General features: G+C 33.2%; 10 protein-coding genes. 5 read left to right on the top strand and 5 right to left on the bottom strand.

Translation table 11 applies throughout. From position 1 onward, the window contains the following. Window positions 1-9 precede the first annotated feature (9 nt). Window positions 10-1,521 (top strand): carboxypeptidase regulatory-like domain-containing protein, encoded by a 1,512-nt coding sequence (locus AC28QF_RS08915; RefSeq protein ID WP_488201668.1) that lies wholly within the window; start codon window positions 10-12, stop codon window positions 1,519-1,521. Between the two features lie 102 nt (window positions 1,522-1,623). After that, on the top strand, window positions 1,624-2,802 hold the full coding sequence (locus tag AC28QF_RS08920; protein ID WP_488201667.1) for an AIR synthase related protein: 1,179 nt from the start codon (window positions 1,624-1,626) through the stop codon (window positions 2,800-2,802). A 58-nt stretch (window positions 2,803-2,860) separates the two neighbouring features. Here the strand turns inward: AC28QF_RS08920 and AC28QF_RS08925 are convergent, their stop codons facing one another. After that, window positions 2,861-3,445, bottom strand: coding sequence for a hypothetical protein (locus AC28QF_RS08925; protein ID WP_488201666.1), 585 nt, complete (start codon window positions 3,443-3,445; stop codon window positions 2,861-2,863). A 38-nt stretch (window positions 3,446-3,483) separates the two neighbouring features. After that, window positions 3,484-4,056, bottom strand: a complete 573-nt coding sequence (locus AC28QF_RS08930) for a hypothetical protein (protein WP_488201665.1) — start codon at window positions 4,054-4,056, stop codon at window positions 3,484-3,486. A gap of 255 nt (window positions 4,057-4,311) precedes the next feature. On the opposite strand from AC28QF_RS08930, the gene AC28QF_RS08935 reads away from it, so the two are divergent. Next, a complete protein-coding gene (locus AC28QF_RS08935) occupies window positions 4,312-5,178 on the top strand; it encodes a winged helix-turn-helix domain-containing protein (protein WP_488201664.1) in 867 nt (288 codons plus the stop codon). Here AC28QF_RS08935 and AC28QF_RS08940 read toward each other — a convergent pair. The 3 genes from AC28QF_RS08940 to AC28QF_RS08950 all read right to left on the bottom strand — a co-directional run bounded on the left by AC28QF_RS08940 (window position 5,134) and on the right by AC28QF_RS08950 (window position 7,527). After that, entirely contained in the window at window positions 5,134-6,324 is a 1,191-nt protein-coding gene (locus AC28QF_RS08940) for a DUF3095 family protein (protein WP_488201663.1), read from the bottom strand. The two genes, AC28QF_RS08935 and AC28QF_RS08940, sit on opposite strands and share 45 nt — an antisense overlap. 109 nt (window positions 6,325-6,433) lie before the next feature. Beyond that, complete coding sequence (locus AC28QF_RS08945) at window positions 6,434-6,859, bottom strand: DUF6265 family protein (protein ID WP_488201662.1); 426 nt, start codon at window positions 6,857-6,859, stop codon at window positions 6,434-6,436. A gap of 11 nt (window positions 6,860-6,870) precedes the next feature. Next, complete coding sequence (locus AC28QF_RS08950; RefSeq protein WP_488201661.1) at window positions 6,871-7,527, bottom strand: ATP-binding cassette domain-containing protein; 657 nt, start codon at window positions 7,525-7,527, stop codon at window positions 6,871-6,873. A gap of 376 nt (window positions 7,528-7,903) precedes the next feature. On the opposite strand from AC28QF_RS08950, the gene prfA reads away from it, so the two are divergent. Together prfA and AC28QF_RS08960 are read left to right on the top strand one after the other, a co-directional pair. Then, on the top strand, window positions 7,904-8,980 hold the full coding sequence (gene prfA / locus AC28QF_RS08955) for a peptide chain release factor 1 (protein WP_488201660.1): 1,077 nt from the start codon (window positions 7,904-7,906) through the stop codon (window positions 8,978-8,980). Window positions 8,981-9,278: 298 nt separating this feature from the next. Then, a complete protein-coding gene (locus AC28QF_RS08960) occupies window positions 9,279-20,357 on the top strand; it encodes a PKD domain-containing protein (protein WP_488202419.1) in 11,079 nt (3,692 codons plus the stop codon). Window positions 20,358-20,361: the final 4 nt, after the last annotated feature.

Raw genomic sequence — 20,361 nt, forward strand, 5'->3', positions numbered from 1 at the left:
AAAATTCAAATGAAAAAAGTAATAAAAATAATAAGTATACTATTAATAACACTTCTTTTTATTAGTTGTGGTGAAGATGGTACGATTGGTTTGGTAGAATACGGAGATTTAACTGGTAAAGTTGTTGAAAAAGAAGGTTTTGCACCTTTGGAGAATGTTAAAATAACCATTTCACCAACCAATAATACTGTGTTTACTGATGCTGAAGGTAACTTTAAGTTCGAAAATATAGAGACGCAAGAATATTCAGTTCAGGCAGCAAAAGAAGGGTATTTAGACGAGTTTGAAGGCGTTACAGTAACAGAAGAAGGAGCTGTTAATGTTGTTTTAGAAATGCAAATTTCAACAGCTTTAAATAAACCGCCAACTAAGCCCGTATTAATAACACCCGAAGATGGTGCAGTAGATTTACTTAATAGTGTAACGTTGTTATGGGACTCAACCGATATAGATGAAGATGAATTAACATTTACAATTGAAATTAGAAATGATTTTAATAATGATGTAACCAAAATAACCGACATAAAAGATAAAAGCTATACGCTTTCTGACTTAAAATACGGCGCAAAATATTTTTGGAGTATTGAGGTAACAGATGATATAAATGCGGAAGTTATAAGTAGTATTAGATCGTTTACTATTAAAGAAGATCCTGCAAATAGATATTTTTACGTTAAAAATGTGGCAAGTAATAATGTAATTTATTCAGCAAGTTATAACGATGTTAATAATGAAGTTTTAAATGAAGTGGAGCTTACGAGTTTAAGCTTAAATTCATGGAGGCCTAGAAAAAACAATGTAACTAATTTAATAGCTTTTATAAGGATAGATAATAATGAGGCTCATTTGTATACCATGAAAACAAACGGAGATGATGTTAAAAAAGTAACATCTACAATTCCTCTAGCTGGGTTTAATTTAAATGAACTCGATTTTTCTTGGTCACCAGATGGAAGCAAGTTATTATACACTTATTTTAATAAATTGTATTCAATAAATAAAGATGGTAGCGGATTACAAAAAATATATGAGACAACAGATGGTAGCTTAATATCAGAATGTGATTGGAGTAGTGATGGATTAAAAATAGCTTTAAAAACTAATAACGCTAGTGGTTATAACGGGTCAATTTTAATGATCGATTTAAACGGAACTATTTTAAGTACTGTAATAACTGGAGTTCAAGGTGCTTTAGGAGGTTTAAATTTATCAGCATCTGGTAATAAATTACTATTCTCTAGAGATATATCTGATCATCAAGCAACAAATTATAGACAATTAGATACTAGAATGTTTATTTATGATTTTACCGACATGAGTTTTACCGATATCTCAGATAACAATAAAGATACAGGTATAAATGATTTAGATCCTAGGTTTTCACCTAACGAAGCAGAAGTTATTTTTGTAAACACCTCTAATGATGGAGTTTCTCAAAAAAACATTACAAAAACAAATTTGTCTGGCTCAATTGAAAGGGTAACCTTATTTGCAAATGCAACCATGCCAGATTGGGAGTAAGACACAAGTAAATCAATAAAAAAGCGAATGTTAAAAAACGTTCGCTTTTTTATTGATTTAAAATTTAGATAAACTAAATTTGCAATAACAACAACACAACACATGAGTAACGAAGTATCTAAACGCTACGCACAGCGCGGAGTATCAGCATCTAAAGAAGATGTGCACAATGCAATTAAGAATATTGACAAAGGCTTGTTTCCGAAAGCTTTCTGTAAAATTGTTCCAGATTATTTAACAAATGATAATGATTATTGTTTAATCATGCATGCAGATGGTGCAGGAACAAAATCGTCTTTGGCATATATGTATTGGAAAGAAACAGGAGATGTTTCTGTTTGGAAAGGAATTGCACAAGATGCACTAATTATGAATATTGATGATTTATTATGTGTAGGTGCTACAGATAATATTATGTTATCATCAACTATTGGACGTAATAAAAGTAAAATTCCTGGAGAAGTTTTATCAGCAATTATTAACGGTACAGAAGAATTAATTGAAGATCTAAAAGGTTTCGGAGTAACGATTCATTCAACCGGTGGTGAAACTGCAGATGTTGGTGATTTGGTTCGTACAATTATTGTAGATTCTACCGTAACAGCACGTATGAAACGTACCGATGTTATTGATAATGCAAATATTAAAGCCGGCGATGTAATTGTTGGTTTAGAATCTTTCGGACAAGCAACTTACGAAACTGAGTATAATGGAGGAATGGGATCTAACGGATTAACATCTGCCCGGCATGATGTTTTTGATAACTATTTAGCAACTAAATATCCTGAGAGTTATGATGCCGCAGTTCCTGCTGATTTAGTGTATTCTGGTAAGGCAAAATTAACGGATGCAGTAGAGGATTCGCCTATCGATGCAGGTAAATTAGTATTGTCGCCAACAAGAACGTATGCGCCGATTATTAAAGAAATCTTATCGAAGTTTAATTCAGATACTGTTCACGGAATGATTCATTGTTCTGGTGGAGCGCAAACTAAAATTTTGCATTTTGTTGATGAATTACATATTGTAAAAGACAATATGTTTCCGATTCCGCCTTTATTTAAATTGATACAAGAGCAATCTAAAACAGATTGGAAAGAAATGTATCAGGTATTTAATTGCGGACATAGAATGGAGCTTTATGTATCGCCTGAAATTGCTGAAGATATTATGACTATTTCTAAAAGCTATAATGTAAATGCTCAGATTGTAGGTAGAGTAGCCGCTTCTGATACTAAAAAACTGACTATAAATAGTGAATTTGGAACTTTTGAATATTAAAATAAAAAATATTTTTATATATAAAAACCTCAGTTGTTATGCTGAGGTTTTTTGCTTTTTAATTTAAAACGAAATTCTGTAATTTTATTTCATTCAAGGTTTTCCATACTTTATGTTTAAATTCTTTGGGTGAGAATTTAAACAAGATGATCGTTTTTTTTGCTTTCTTAGAGTAATTACTTTCTATTAAAACATTTAAGGTAATTCGTTTATTAGTGGCAAAACGATCAAATATTTTTACAGACCCTTTATAATAAGTAACTGATTTTTCTTTTTTAGTTTTTGATATTATAGCTGATGAATATTTTTCATCCGCTGTAGCGTTCATATCAATTTTATTTAAGCTATTAAAATATTTTACTAAATCGAGTTCAAGTTCTTCTTCTGTAATTTTTCTATTTACATTAATATTCCAAGCATATGTGTACGACCAAAAAAACGTATGTTCAGGATTTATCCAACCCTTAGGAGGAAATCTAATATCGCCTACGCCAACATAGTCCATACTTCTTGCAGGAAAACGAATAACTTCTTGTCCCCAAGTAGAATCAAGGGCTATTAAATTAAATTCATTTTTTTGCGAGAAACTGTTTACAGCGCAAATTAGCAATAAGCCAATAACTACGGTAATTTTATTTTTCATTGTGTTCTATTTTTATTAAAAGTAATAAGTGTTTTTGATTAACAGCCAAGTAATTCTATTTTCATTTCATTATTTTCATATTTTATAATAAAAGGAATTTTTTCTAAAGTGCATCTAGGTTCAATTGTAAATTGAATGTATCCTTTTACTAGAAAACTCTCGTTATTAGTTCGTTTTATTTTTTGATGATACACCGTATTTTCTCGTACGCAATTAACAGTTCCATTTACAAAAGGATGTTCATCATATTCTTCTGTAGAAAGAGGAGTTTCAATGAGTTTTCCTATTTGTTTAAAATGAGATGTTTTATCAAAATAAATTTTAAATTTACCTTTAAAATCTCTTTTAGCGTTTGGCGAAACAAAATGAGCGCCATTATTTAATTCCATCTTTATAGATAAATCATAGTTGTTATTTTTTTGACTTTCTAAATTGAGTTTTAGCTTATAAGGTTTTGATGAGCTTGTTTTGATGCTATCAAAATAATTTAAAGGGCTTTGATAGTTTTGATATTTAATAGCATTACTTGCTATTAAGATTTCATTTTTTTGAGTTTCTTTTTTACAGCTGATGATAAAAATTAAAAAGAAGCTTAGTAATACGTTTTTCATTTTTTTGAGATTTTAATTAGTTTTACCCGTTATGCATTTTGATAAGATTCTGTCAGTTCGAGTGAATTTTACGATTGAAATGAATAAAATTTGTATCGAGAATTATTCGTAATAAGCCTAAAAGAATCAATTTATTATTAAATTCGTTTAGTTTGATAAAATTAAGACTAGGTGCTTTAAACTATGTCAAAAAAATGTAAAAGAAGTGTGAACAGTTGTAAAAAGTCATAAAAATGTATGTTATTTACCAAGATTATGAACAGGAACAAAATTTACATATATAGTGGTTTCGCTTTTTTTCTTTTTTTAGGATGGTTTTTTTTTGCGACTGATAATAAAAGAGAAGATTTTACAGAAAGAGTAAAGGTTTCTTTACGAGATGTAGGTAGCCAATTATTGCTTTCTGATAAAGATTCAATATCATTGGTTTTACCAGTCATCGAATTAGAAAAAAGGAAATATGAATTGTCTTTTCAAAAGGAGTTTTCTTTTGAGCCAGACAATTTAGTTGCTTTTATAAATACTAGTTTTAGTAAAGTAAAATTACCAACTGATTATAGGGTAGAAGTATTGCGATGTTTAGATGGTGAAGTAAGTTATAGTTATCAAAACAGCACTTTAAAAACGAATACAATAATACCGTGCAGAGAACGTGTTTTACCTAAAGAATGTTATATTATTCAGGTTGTATTCATTGCACAAGAAATTTCTTTTTGGCGAAGTAATTTTTTTTTAATAGGATTACTTCTTTTGGTAATCGTTTTTATAATTCATTCGCTATTTTCTAAAAACAATAAAGTTGTTAGTGTAAAAGAAAATATTGAAGAGTATGCTAAAATAGGAAGTTTTCAGTTTTATCCAACACAAAATAAATTAGTAAAAAAAGCAACAGAAATAAGCCTTTCTAAAAAAGAATGTGAAATTCTTGCAATCTTTGTGGCAAGCCCAAATCAAATTATAAAACGAGAAGATCTTACTAAAAAAGTATGGGAAGATAACGGTGTTTTTGTGGGTAGAAGCTTAGATACGTATATTTCTAAATTACGAAAAAAACTAAAGGAAGACAGTTCTATTAAATTAACTAACGTGCACGGTGTTGGTTATAAGCTGGAGATTTTTTAGTTTTATTTTAAGCATTTTCGCAGCAGAGGTATAGCCACCTTCGGTACCATCTACAAAATGAGAGTGTTTTGTTTTTCTATCTAATACATAGCACGACATTACAGAGGCGTGGGTTATATGAATACCATATATAATTTTTTTATCGCTTTCTAGTTCGTCTAAGTACTCTAAAAAAGGTTTAATTTTATCTTCATCAGCAATAAAAATAGTATTTATCATACCATCTAACATAAAAGTATGTGATAATTGACCAATTTGCTTTAAATATTGTTTTCCATCATCAGAAAGGTTTAAGTAAAATTTACCTATAAGAGTAGAAGTCCATTTTTTTAATAAATAGGCTAAGCTTTTATCAGCTAAACTAATTTTCATTTCTTTCCATATTTTAGAAATGTTAAAGTTTAACTTTAAATTAGTCGCCACTATAGGTTGTCTGTCTTTAAAAGAACCAAAACTTAAATCCATTTTAGCAAGCACGTTTCTGTAAACTTCTCTTTGATTAATTTCAGTTGTAGAATCTAGTAGTAAACAGATAACCTTTTGTTTGTTTTGATTCGGTTTTATTTGTTTCCATCTACACTCCATACCCTCTAAATTTAAAAGGGTTTTCTTAAAATTGGTATTATTTTTTTCTTCGAAAGTTTTTTTAATAAATTCTTCAGCTTTTTTTAAACTATTTCCTAGTACGACAGGAATTGTTAGTTGTGCTGTTAGTTGATGCTTTGCAATCTTTAATTTATATTTTTTAGAAGCTAGCTTAGCAACAGAAACTTGACCAACTCTAAGTGTTAAGTTGGTGTTTTTTTTTATATGAAGGCTGTAATTTTCTAGAACTACTATAATACGGTTTAAAATAACTGTTGGTATAATAAAAGTAGCTCCGTCACCGCCAAAAAAATAAGGAATTTCAATATTTTTTTTCTCTTTTCTAATGGTGTTTAAAACAGAGATAATTGCTCCGGTTGCTGTTAAGTTTACCTGATGATGCTTTCCTTCGTTAACAGCTTTTGTAGAGTTTTCAATATCAACTACTACCACGTACCAGGTTTTTGGTATATCAGAAAAACACGATTCATCAGTTAAAAGATTAACAAGAGTATCTTCGGATTTTTTTAAATTATTATAGTATTTGATATCTTCTATCATTTGTAAATATAGCTTTGTTTATATAGTGTTTTTAAAAGTTCTTTTAATATGTTTTACTATTAAAAAAGAGATTTTAAAAGGTAAATTTTATTTAAAGGTAGCTATTCTGTTATTGTTTCTCAAAAATAAAATCCACTGAAAATTCCTCATTAGAAATTTCACATTTTAATTGCTGTTTGTCTAAAAAATAATGAATCTTTTTAGGGAACTCATTTTTTTGGTTTTCGCATACAAAAGAAGTGTCTGTTTGTTGGGTAAACTTAAACAAAGTAGGTTTTTCGTTTACACCTTCAACTTTTAAATGCAAAGTATCTTTAATAGTTACGATACTCATTATTTCTTTAAAAATAGTGTCCGATTCTTTTAAAGTAAAGCCAATAGCTGTTAAATCTTTATTCCAGAAATCGAAAGTGTTTTTACCTGGTTTTTCATTTATACGTTCCCATTTACCAACGAGCCAATTTGGTTGCGTTTTTTGTGCTGTTTTACAAGAAAATAATACAAAAGCAAAGAGTAAAAGGAAGTAGTTTTTCATAATTTTAGGTTTTATAAGGCGTTTATATAGTTGTGTCGAATTAATTCTTCGAGAGACTTTAATAATCTACTCCAACCATCTTTTAGTAAATACAGAGTGTCGGAAATATCTAAAATATCTTTATATAAATGATCGGTAATAATGATTATTTTATGCTGTTTTTCAATCTCTAGTAATTCTTTTAATTTTTTAATATAAAGCGGCGCTAAATGAGAAAAAGGTTCATCAAATAATATAATTTTTGCATCAGATTTTAGAATGATGTACGTTTCTATCAATCTTTTTTCACCTCCAGAAAAATCCGAGAAACGATGCTGTTTCTGAGATTTAAAATGAGGGAAATCAATTAAGAAATCAGCAAAAGAAGCATTGAAAAAGTTAAAACCTTCTAGCAAAGAAATAGTGTTAGGTATGATATGAAACTGCGGTAAATATTTAACAATCCCTTTTTTGTAAAGTGGCGTTAAAATAGGTTTATTATCTATTCTAAGCAGCTTGCTTTTAGGTTGCAGTTCTCCAAAAATAATTCTTAATAAAGATGTTTTACCAGATCCGTTGCTTCCTAAAATACCTGTAATTTTTCCTTTTTCGGCTTTAAAGTAAATGGCTTTTAAAATTTCGGCGGCGCCAAAATTTAATTCGATATTGTCAATTTCTAAACAATCCATTTAATACAAATGTTTAGCGTTATGGTAATAATAAGGTTTATGAAAAAAACGAAAGCATATAGTTTAAGTTCTGTAATGCCCATATTGTAATAAAAATATATTTTTTCTTTTTTAGAGTCATTAATAAAATTTTGATAAAACCAAACTAATAAAGAAGCTGTAAGTAAGGCAAGTACAGCCAATGGCATCATTTTGTATTTAAGTACCACAAAAAGAGTAAGTGCTAAGGGAAGGAAAAACTTAGTTTTATAAAAAAGAAAATAAAGCTGCAATTTTTTCATTATTAATGAATCGGTTTTAAATCAAATATAGTTAATTGAATTTTAAAAATAGTTCCGATAAAAAACGTAAATTCGCAAACCAGAAAAGTTAGAAGATGTTAGATAAAATTAGAATTATAAAGCAACGTTACGATGAGGTTTCGGATTTAATTATCCAGCCAGATATTATAATGGATCAAAAACGTTACGCTAAATTAAGTAAAGAATATAAAGATTTAGGTAAGGTTGTAGAAAAAGGTAATGAATATAAAAGTCTAACTGATTCAATTGAAGAGGCTAAGGAAATTATTGCAGACGGAAGTGATGCAGAAATGACTGAGATGGCTAAAATAGAAATGGATGAGGCTAAAAAGCGTATTCCGGTTTTAGAAGATGAAATTAAATTCATGTTAATACCTAAAGATCCAGAAGATGCTAAAAATGCCGTTGTAGAACTTAGAGCTGGTGCAGGTGGTGATGAAGCAAGTATTTTTGCAGGAGAGTTATTTAGAATGTATACTAAATACTGTGAAGGTAGAGGTTGGAAAGTGAGTACAGTAGATTATTCTGAAGGAACCAATGGTGGATTTAAAGAAATTCAGTTTGAAGTTTCTGGAGATGATGTTTACGGGACTTTAAAGTTTGAGGCAGGTGTACACCGTGTGCAACGTGTGCCGCAAACAGAAACACAAGGTCGTGTACATACATCGGCAGCTACTTGTATGGTTTTTCCAGAAGCAGAAGAGTTTGATGTAGAGATAAACCCAAAGGATGTAAGAATCGATTTTTTCTGTTCTTCAGGTCCAGGTGGTCAATCGGTAAACACAACTTATTCGGCAGTACGATTAACGCACATTCCTACTGGTTTAGTAGCGCAATGTCAAGATCAGAAATCGCAGCATAAAAATAAAGAAAAGGCCTTTAAAGTATTACGTTCTCGTTTATACGAAATGGAATTGGCTAAGAAAAATGCCGAAGATGCTTTAAAAAGAGGTACCATGGTTACTTCTGGAGATAGATCTGCTAAGATTAGAACTTATAACTTTCCGCAAGGTCGTATGACAGACCACAGAATCGGATTAACATTATATGACTTGTCGAATATTATAAATGGTGATATCCAAAAAATTATTGATGAGTTAATGATGGCAGAAAATACCTCTAAACTAAAAGAGTTAGGAGAATCTATTTAAGCATTTTCTGTTTAATACTATAAAGAATAAAAAAAGCAACCAAATTGGTTGCTTTTTTTGTTTTTAAATACATGCAAATTATAGGTTTAGTAGTTGTAGATATAAATACATAATTATTTTATGTGACATTATTAATAAATAAGTGTCTTATTTATTAATATGAATTTTTTAATGTTAAAAATGTTAAAATTTTTTTATATTTTTAACAAAAAAGAAAAAATGAAATCAAACTATCCAAGTTTTGTACTTAAAATAGAACGTTGTTCATAAACGTATATTGTTTAAAAATTGTTACTTAATGAAAATATTTAATTCAAAATCATCTTTACCTTATTGTAAATTAACGTATATGAAACAAAAATACTTTAAATTTAGTTTAATACTTTTTCTATTTATTTTTCAATTTAAAATTTATGCACAAGCAACCAATCCTAACTGTGGAGTTAATGCAGGGGCAAGTGCTTCTTTTTGTGAAGGAGTTGAATTACAGTTAGATGGTTCAGGAGATGCAAATGTAAATATATCAACAATATCATGGTCTCAGGTTTCTGGGCCAACCGTTGGTATAAGTAATCCATCAATTTATAAGCCCATAATAACAGGGGCAACAGGTGGTAATTCATATGTGTTTAGGCTAATGGTTTTATGTAGTAATGGTTTGCCAACCTCACAAGATGTTACCATAACAGTTACAAATGCACCAACTACTAATGCGGGTTCTGATATAACAGGTTGTCCAGGAGGATACTTTTTATCTGGTACAGCACCACCAGCTGGCTTTACAGGTGAGTGGTCGGTTTTAGGCGGTAATGGTGCGGGGGTGTCTTTTGCTGACACCACGTCAAATACATCAGGTATTACATTTCCAACAGGTTCAGCAGGTACTTCTATTATAGAGTGGAGACTTACCGACGGAAACCCAGCGACTTGTGATGGTGTTTCAAGAATTAATGTAACAAATTTAGGCGGTTTATCTCCTGTAAATGCAGGTTCAGATGATACACTTAGTGCATGTTACGATGTTAATACAAGTTATAATCTACAAGGTTCTTTTGCAGGTAATACTGCTTCTGGTCAACCAGCAGGTATTTGGGAATTAGTTAGTGGTCCTAGTAACCCTAATTTTAGTAGCTCTACCAATAATAATACTAATGTTAGCCCTTTGGTTACCGGTACTTATGTTTTTAGATGGACAGTAAATGGGGCTTGTGTTTCAGGTACAGATACAATTGAAATTATAGTTCCATCTCCAGCAGGTAGTGTAACAAATGCAGGTTCTCTAATAAGTGACCGTAACATACGTATATGTAATAACCCTTCTAGCCCAACAACACAATACACATTAGCTACAAACCCTCCAGAAAAACCAGGAGAAACAGTTATGTGGGAAATAATTAATAACCCAGGTAATACCGCTACTTTTAATAGTGATGGTGTTACCCAACAAGATATTGTGTTAGGAGTTGTAACGCCTACAGTGTATGGTTTAGACGCTAATGCAGGGGGAGATAATGCTTTATATAGGTTACGATATACTGTAACAAGTGGTACAAGCACAGCATGTACAAGTTCTAGTGATGTTCAAATTAAATTTATTAAAAACCCTTTATCAGTAACGTTAACAGATAATGGTTCTCCTTCAGAATGTATTTTTGCAACATTAAATGGTTCGGGTGAAGCAGATATTCTATTTGGAGTAACCAAAGAAACAGGTCCAACTATAAATACACCTACACGTTATCAAGTAATAAGTGGTCCAACTACTACCGGGGTAATCAACATAGGTAATGCTAATAACTTTACAAGAACATTCACTCAAATAGGTACTTATGTTATAAGGGCAACAAGAGAACCAAGTGGAAATACAGATATAGGCTGTACTGTGGCTTCAGATGATATTATAGTTAAAATATCAGGTTTAGCTGTAAATGCAAATGCAGGAACGGATATTTATGTATGTGCACCAACAACTCAGATAACATTAACGGGTAATACTCCTTCTCAAGGAGTAGGAACTTGGTCGCAAGTAAGTGGCCCAAATACGGCAATAATTACAGATGAAAACGATCCATCAACTCCTGTGACAGGTTTGGTAGGGGGAGTTTATTACTTCAGATGGGCCATTTCATCAGGGCCTAATGGAGTTTTAAATGAAAGTAATTCAGATGAAGTTAAAGTAGCTGTTTCAACAAGTAATCCATCATACTCAGGGAACTTTGCAGGAGCAGATGCTACAGTTTGCTCTGGAAACTATCAACTAGATGGAACTAATGTTTTTGAAAATGAATTGGCCACTTGGAGTGTTTCTCCATCAGGTCCATCAATAGTATCACTAAACAATCCTAAAACATTAGTGTCAGGATTACAATTAAATACAGTATACACATTTACATATACAATAACAAATCAATGTGGTACAGTAACAGATGATGTTCTTATCACTGTAAATAATAATACAGGGCCTAGTATTGCAAATGCAGGTGATGATATATGTTTAAACGGTAATTCTACTTCATTAAATGGAGCTAGTATAACAAATGGTAATGGTGTATGGACAAAAGAAAGTGGTCCTACTGGTGGTGATATTACATCGCCAAGTGATCCTAATACGACAATAACAAGTTTACAAGAAGGAAATTATGTATTTAAATGGACGGCTTCAGGGGGGGCGCAATGTCCTAACAATACAACTTCAGATGAAGTAACAGTTTCCGTTACACCTGCATCATCTTATTCAGCAGGGGCAGATCAAGATGTTTGTGGTTCAGGTTCTATAACTATGGCAGCGGCTACTCCATTAAGTCAAGGTACTTGGGTACAAACTTACGGTGGTGGTGGTTGGACTGTTGATAATATTAATAGCCCAACAGCAACATTTTCTAATTTAACTGATGGTTTATACGAGTTTGAATGGAGAATTTTTACCGCAAGTTGTGCTACAAACGATAGAGTAGTTTTTACCATAGCAAATCAACCTACAGCAGCAAATGCAGGGGCAGATTTTACAACATGTGATAGTAATAGTGGTAATTTAAATGCATTATTTTCTCCACAAGTAGGTAAAGGTTCTTGGCAATTTATTTCTGGACCAAATTCTCCATCAATTGCAGATGCGAATAACCCTAGTACAGGAATTAGTGGTTTAGTTACTGGTGATTATGTATTTAGATGGGTAACATCGCCAGAAGAACCAAGTAGAGATTCAGCATGTAATACTGCCTTAACGACATCTGATGATGTAACGGTAACAGTAATAGCTCCAGCTGATGCTGGATCAGATCAAAATTTATGTGGTGTTACTGAAGTAGTTTTAGAGGGTACAGCAGGTTCAGAAGGAACATGGACAGATACATCTTCAGGCGGTGCATCAGCTACAATTACAGCTGTTAGTAATAATGTTGCTACAGCTACTATTACACCAGGTCAAGATTATGAATTTACATATACATTAAACGCTCCAGGAGGTGGTTGTTCGCCAGCATCATTGTCAGATTCAATGAATGTAACAAATCAAGAACCACCAGCTGCGGTTGCTGGACCAGATATTAATATTTGTGGAACTGCACCTGGTACAGCCACTATGGATGCTACAGCTGCAACAGGTGGTACTTGGTCTTTTTTACCCTCACTTAGTACTTCAGGTGTTCCAACACCAACCTTTACAGCTTCTGATCCTATATCACCAGTAAGTGGTTTAACAGCACCAGGAGTTTATTATTTTAGATGGACAACAAGTAATGGAGTAGCAGGATCATCATGTAGAAAAACTGATGACATGGCTATTATAGTTTATGAACAACCAACTGCTGATGCTGGACCAGCTGCTATGAATGTGTGTACTGTAAACCCACAATTAATTGCCGTAGCACCTTCGGTAGGTGTTGGTACATGGAGTGTTAATTCTTCTCCAGATTTCACTGTGGCTTTCGATAGTCCTAGTAGTCCAACCACATCATTAACATTAACTGGGGCAGCACCAGGAGAAACAGCTATTTTAACTTGGACGGTTTCTAATGGTCCAACATGTACTCCCGCAACAGATAATGTAACAATAACAATAGTAGGTCCAACTACAGCTATAATAGCGTCAATCAATGGAACAGATAGTTGTCAAGACTATAGTAATGGTTCAGTTACAGCTTCAGCTTCAGGGGGCGTAGCTCCTTTAGTATATGATTTAGTATATGCAACTAGCTCTGGAGGTACTTTTGTTAATACCTCTCAATCCGATGGTGATTTAGATGGAAGTTATACTGGATTACAACCTGGGTTTTATAAAGTTATAGTAACTGATGCAGAAAATTGTGGAAATACAACTTCTACGGAATTTGAGGTAGAGGAAATTTCTGTACCAGAATTACCAACAACAATAAGCAATATTACTTATTGTCAATATAGTCCAGCACCTCAATTAACAGCTACAGGTTCAGGCACAATTGTTTGGTATGATTCTAATGCAACAACGATGTTGTCATCAGCACCTATACCCAATACATCAACAATTGGTAGTAAAACATATTACGTTAGTAATTCAAACGGAATATGTGAAAGTGCAAAAGTAGCGGTTACAGTTATAATAGAGCAATGTGCTAATTTAAGTTTAGTTAAAAGTGTAGATAATTCAACTCCAAATGTTGGAAGTATAGTAACCTTTAAAATAACTTTAACAAATTCAGGTCCAAGTATAGGTACAAATGTAAGTGTTGCAGATGTTTTACCTGTAGGGTATAGTAATATTGCTAACATTAGTAATGCAGGAACGTTAACAGGAAATACTATTACATGGAGTGGTTTAACCGTTCAGGTAGGTAATTCTAATGGAATTCAATTAACATACCAGGCAACCATTAATGCATCAACAGGAGCTGTAGATGAATATAAAAATATAGCACAAATAACAGCAGCAGATGGTGAGGACTCTAATAGTGATCCTAATAATGATGATGGTGATCAAAGTGAAGATGATGAAGATAATCAGGTGATTACATTACAATCAGCAGATTTAAGTATAACAAAAGCTTTAATGGCTGGTTCAAGCGTAACTCCTAATGTTGGAGATGTATTAACTTTTGAATTAACAGTAAGTAATGCAGCAGCGCCAGCAAGTAGTAGTTCTGCAACAGGAGTAACAGTAGAGGATATATTACCAAGTGGATATACATTAGGAGTCATTTTAAATGGAGGGTCAATAGGTAGTACACCAAATACAATTACTTGGTCAAATTTAAATATACCAATAAATGATAATATTAAGGTTCGTTATACTGCAACGGTAAATGCACCAACTGGTGCTGCAAACGAATATAGAAACTCAGCAAGTATAACTGAAAGTGATCAATTTGACCCAGATAGTGATCCATCAACAGATAATACAGTTGATGACAAAGGGGATGGAATCAATGACGATGACGAAATTACATTTACAGTAATTCCACAAAGCGCTAACCTATCCTTAGCTAAAGTACCGAGTGTATCGAGTCCAAATATAGGTGATGTTATTACATATACTGTTACAGTTACGAACGACGGAACGAGTGATGCAACAGGAGTAAGTGTTGTAGATACAGTACCGAATGGTTTACAAATAGTAAGTTCAGGAACAGCCACTCAAACAGGAAATGTATTAAGTTGGAGTGGATTGAATGTATCAGCAACGGCAGGAAGTAATACGTTAGATTTAAGTTATACCGCAAGAGTATTAGCGCCAGGATCAGGAATCAGTCATGTTAATATCGCAGAGATAACGGCAAGTGATCAATTTGATCCAAACAGTACACCAGATAATGATGATGGCGATCAGAGTGAAGATGATGAAGTAGCTTCTATCATTACACCGCAAACAGCAGATTTAAGTTTATTAAAAAGTGTAAGTAATGCAAATCCAAATGTAGGCGATGTAGTAACCTTTACATTATTGGTAAGCAATGGCGGAAACAATGATGCCACAGGAGTAAGTGTAGTAGATGTAGTGCCATCAGGATATAGTGCGATAGCGAGTATCAGTGGAGCAGGAAGTTTAGGCGGAACAACAGACACTGTAAGTTGGTCAGGTTTAACCGTTTCAAATGGCGGATCAATAAGTTTAACTTTTGATGCAACAGTAGATGCACCAACAGGAGCAGTAAATGAGTATTTAAATAGAGCAGCAATTACGGCAAGTGATCAATTTGATCCAGATAGTGATGTAACCAGTGATGCTACAGTAGATGATAATAATGATGGGATTGCTGATGACGATGAGAGCTCAGTAGGGGTAACGATTCAACAATCAGATTTAAGTATTGTAAAAGTATCGAGTGATATGTCGCCAAATGTAGGAGATGTAGTAACATTTACTTTAACAGTAAGCAATGCAGGCCCAGATGTAGCTACAGGAGTATCACTTCAGGATATTGTACCAAACGGTTATACAATTGGAGCGATAAATAATGGAGGAGTAGCAACAGGAACTACAATAGATTGGACAGGATTAAGTGTACCATCAAACAATGGAAGTATCAGTGTAAGTTACCAAGCGACGGTATTAGCACCAGGCGCAGGAATAAGTTATACAAATACAGCATCGATAACGGCAAGTAATCAGTTTGATCCAGATAGTGATGTAACGAGTGATTCATTAGTAGATGATTTAGCAGATGGAATAGCGGATGATGATGAAACAAGTGTAACTCCAGTAGTTGAGCAAGCAGATTTAAGTATTACTAAAGGCTTATCAAGCGGAAGTGCTACCCCAAATGTAGGCGATGTATTAACGTTTGAATTGATAGTAAGTAATGCAGGAACAAGTAATGCTACTGGCGTAAGTGTAGTAGATATTTTACCAGCAGGTTATACATTAGGAACAATTAATAACGGCGGAACCTCTTTAGGAAATACGGCAACATGGAATAATTTAGTAATACCAAATAGTGGGTTATTAACCTTAACGTATCAAGCAACGGTAAATGCACCGACTGGAGCCTTAGATGAGTATAAAAATGTAGCACAGATTACAGCCAGTGATCAATTTGATCCAAACAGTGATCCAAGTGTACCACAGAGTACCACGAATGAAGATGATGATACTGATTTTACAATAGTACCCCAACAATCAAACTTAAGTTTAGTAAAAAGTTTTGTAGATGTAAATGGATCGAATGTAGAAGTAGGTGATGTTTTAACCTTTACGGTTGCCTTGAGTAATGCAGGACCAAATGTAGCAAGCGGAGTGAGTATTGAAGATATTTTACCAGTAGGATTTGGTTTAGTATCAGGAAGTATAGATAATTCGGGAGTTTACAATGTCGGAGCAACAACAATAAACTGGTCTAACTTAACGATTCCTTTAACAGGATTAAGTGTTACGTATCAAGTAGAAGTAAATGCACCAACGGGAGTTGCATCAGAATATACTAATGTAGCTCAAATAATGGCGAGTGATCAATTTGATAATAACAGTACACCAGGAAATGATGTTTTAGCAGAAGACGATCAAGATAATGAGACAGCAACACCAAGTCAAGCAGATTTATCCTTAGCTAAAGTACCGAGTGTATCGAGTCCAAATGTAGGCGAAGTTATTACGTATACTGTTACAGTTACGAACGACGGAACGAGTGATGCAACAGGAGTAAGTGTTGTAGATACAGTACCGAATGGTTTAGCGATAGTAAGTTCAGGAACAGCCACTCAAACAGGAAATGTATTAAGTTGGAATGGATTGAATGTATCAGCAACGGCAGGAAGTAATACGTTAGATTTAAGTTATACCGCAAGAGTATTAGCGCCAGGATCAGGAATCAGTCATGTTAATATCGCAGAGATAACGGCAAGTGATCAATTTGATCCAAACAGTACACCAGATAATGATGATGGCGATCAGAGTGAAGATGATGAAGTAGCCTCAGCTATTACACCGCAAACAGCAGATTTAAGTTTATTAAAAAGTGTAAGTAATGCAAATCCAAATGTAGGCGATGTAGTAACCTTTACATTATTGGTAAGCAATGGCGGAAACAATGATGCCACAGGAGTAAGTGTAGTAGATGTAGTGCCATCAGGATATAGTGCGATAGCGAGTATCAGTGGAGCAGGAAGTTTAGGCGGAACAACAGACACTGTAAGTTGGTCAGGTTTAACCGTTTCAAATGGCGGATCAATAAGTTTAACTTTTGATGCAACAGTAGATGCACCAACAGGAGCAGTAAATGAGTATTTAAATAGAGCAGCAATTACGGCAAGTGATCAATTTGATCCAGATAGTGATGTAACCAGTGATGCTACAGTAGATGATAATAATGATGGAATTGCTGATGACGATGAGAGCTCAGTAGGGGTAACGATTCAACAATCAGATTTAAGTATTGTAAAAGTATCGAGTGATATGTCGCCAAATGTAGGAGATGTAGTAACATTTACTTTAACAGTAAGCAATGCAGGCCCAGATGTAGCCACAGGAGTTTCACTTGAAGATATTGTACCAAACGGTTATACAATTGGAGCGATAAATAATGGAGGAGTAGCAACAGGAACTACAATAGATTGGACAGGATTAAGTGTACCATCAAACAATGGAAGTATCAGTGTAAGTTACCAAGCGACGGTATTAGCACCAGGCGCAGGAATAAGTTATACAAATACAGCATCGATAACGGCAAGTAATCAGTTTGATCCAGATAGTGATGTAACGAGTGATTCATTAGTAGATGATTTAGCAGATGGAATAGCGGATGATGATGAAACAAGTGTAACTCCAGTAGTTGAGCAAGCAGATTTATCATTAACTAAAGTAGTAACAGATGGTAATTACACACCAATTATAGGTAATGAGATTACATTTGATATTGTGGTAACTAATGACGGACCAAGTTCGGCAACAGGGGTGAATGTATTAGATTTATTACCTTCAGGATATAGTTATGTAAATCATACTATATCATCAGGTTTCTATACACCAGCATCGGGGTTATGGGATGGACTAGATGATATGCCAAATGGTACATCTCAAACTTTAACATTAACAGCAGTAGTATTATCAACAGGTAATTATAACAATATTGCAGAAGTTATGTTTGCAAATGAATTCGATTTCGATTCGGTACATGGTAATGGAATATTGTTAGAAGACGATATGGATGACACAGTAGTAATACCTATATTATCAAATTCAGATCTTTCATTAACGAAAGTGGTAACAGATGGTAATTATTCTCCAATCATAGGAAATGAAGTTACATTTGATATTATAGTAACTAATGATGGTCCTAATACAGCAACAGGAATAGATGTGTTAGATTTATTACCTTCAGGTTATAGTTATGTAAGTCATACGGTGTCATCAGGTTTTTATACACCAACTACTGGGGTATGGGACGGATTGGATGATATGCCAAATGGAACATCTCAAACATTAACAGTAACAGCAATAGTTTTATCAACAGGTAACTATACAAATATTGCAGAGGTAATGTCTTCTAACGGTAATGATTCGGATTCAGTACATGGTAACGGAATATTATCAGAAGATGATATGGATAACGCGATAGTTACACCGATAACACCTTTAGCTGATTTATCTTTAACAAAAGAAGTTATTGATGGTGATGTAACACCGTTGGTAGGTGATGAAATTACATTTAAATTAACCGTAACTAATGACGGACCTGAAGATGCAAGTGGAATAATTGTAACAGATTTATTACCGACAGGTTACGATTTTCAAACATTTAGTTCTTCAACAGGAAACTATAATGAAATTACAGGAGAATGGACTATAGGTAATTTAGTAAACGGAGCAGTAGAAACGTTATTAATAGATGTAACTGTAAAACCAACAGGTGTTTACTTAAATACAGCTGAAATAACAGGGTCAAATATTCTAGATAGTGATTCTACACCAGGAAATGGAGTAACCACTGAAGACGATTATGCAGAAGCAAATACAACTCCAATTCAGTCAATTGCAGACCTTTCTATAAGTAAAACAACAGTAGGTGGTATAACAACAGCGCAACCAGGTGATGCATTACGTTTTCAAATTAATGTAAATAATGCAGGTCCTAATAACGCAACAAATGTAGCAGTGTTAGATATACTTCCAATAGGATTTACATACCAACAGTTTAGTGCAACATCAGGAGTTTATGACCCATTAACTGGATTGTGGATTGTAGATAATGTTTCTGCTAACGGATCTCAAACATTATTTATAGATGTTATTGTTAATTCGCCAACAGGTACAGCAAATGAGTTTATTAATTTTACAGAAATAACAGCATCAGATCAAATAGATCCGGATAGTGATGTTAACAGTGATGTTTCATCTGATGATCTAAATGATGGAATATCTGATGATGATGAAGCTAATTTTGTAGTACAAGTAGCTATTTCAGATTTAGAATTAGTTAAATCTGTAAGTAATGAAAATGCAAACGTAGGAGATGTAATTACATTTACATTACAATTAAATAATTTAGGGCCTGATGCAGCAACAGGAGTAGCTATGGAAGATATTATGCCTATAGGTTATAGTAATATAAATAATATAAGCGATGGAGGTATTTTAAGTGCAAATATTATAAGTTGGTCTAATTTAAATGTGCCATTAACAGGCTTAACAATTACTTATGAAGCAACAGTAAATAACCCAACATTACAAGGTGATGAATATTTAAATACAGTTAATATTATAACAAGTGATCAATTTGATCCAGATCTTAGTAATAACAGTTCTAATGCTTCTATCAATACGCCAACAGCAGATATTGCAGTTGTAAAAACTGTAGATTTAACAGAGCCATCGATAGGAGATGTTATAACATTTACAATATCAGTAACAAACGAAGGAACAATACCTGCAACAACTGTTATTATTGCAGAAGCGTTACCGCTAGGTTATGAATACATATCATCAATAGCAACATCAGGCATTTATGATGAAAACTTAGGTGTATGGAGTTTACCACTTGTAGATGTAGGAGATGTTCAAATGTTAGAAATTGAAGTAAGGGTTTTAGATGTTAATGATTATATAAATACTGCATCATTACAATCTTTAGATCAAATAGACTCTGATACTAATAATGATAGTTCAAGTATAGGAATAACACCTATTTGTCTTACTATTCATAACAAATTCTCACCTAACGGAAATGGAGCTAATGATGTTTTTTATATTGATTGTATTCAGAACTACCCAGATAATAGATTGGAAGTTTATAATAGATGGGGTAATATAGTGTACTCTAAGGATGGATATGATAATACATTTAATGGTACTTCAAACGGAAGAGCTGTTATTACAAAAGATGAGCAACTACCAGTAGGGACTTATTATTATGTGTTAGATTTAGGAGACGGAACTAAATCGAAAGTAGGTTGGTTATATATTGTTAGATAAAAAT

Source organism: Tenacibaculum sp. M1.3A (genome assembly GCF_057732375.1).

Coding starts and splice junctions, on each gene's coding strand:
- AC28QF_RS08930 (WP_488201665.1), bottom strand. CDS start 4,056: ATGAAAAACGTATTACTAAGCTTCTTTTTAATTTTTATCATCAGCTGT.
- AC28QF_RS08945 (WP_488201662.1), bottom strand. CDS start 6,859: ATGAAAAACTACTTCCTTTTACTCTTTGCTTTTGTATTATTTTCTTGT.
- AC28QF_RS08920 (WP_488201667.1), top strand. CDS start 1,624: ATGAGTAACGAAGTATCTAAACGCTACGCACAGCGCGGAGTATCAGCA.
- AC28QF_RS08960 (WP_488202419.1), top strand. CDS start 9,279: ATGAAAATATTTAATTCAAAATCATCTTTACCTTATTGTAAATTAACG.
- AC28QF_RS08940 (WP_488201663.1), bottom strand. CDS start 6,324: ATGATAGAAGATATCAAATACTATAATAATTTAAAAAAATCCGAAGAT.
- prfA (WP_488201660.1), top strand. CDS start 7,904: ATGTTAGATAAAATTAGAATTATAAAGCAACGTTACGATGAGGTTTCG.
- AC28QF_RS08915 (WP_488201668.1), top strand. CDS start 10: ATGAAAAAAGTAATAAAAATAATAAGTATACTATTAATAACACTTCTT.
- AC28QF_RS08935 (WP_488201664.1), top strand. CDS start 4,312: ATGAACAGGAACAAAATTTACATATATAGTGGTTTCGCTTTTTTTCTT.
- AC28QF_RS08925 (WP_488201666.1), bottom strand. CDS start 3,445: ATGAAAAATAAAATTACCGTAGTTATTGGCTTATTGCTAATTTGCGCT.
- AC28QF_RS08950 (WP_488201661.1), bottom strand. CDS start 7,527: ATGGATTGTTTAGAAATTGACAATATCGAATTAAATTTTGGCGCCGCC.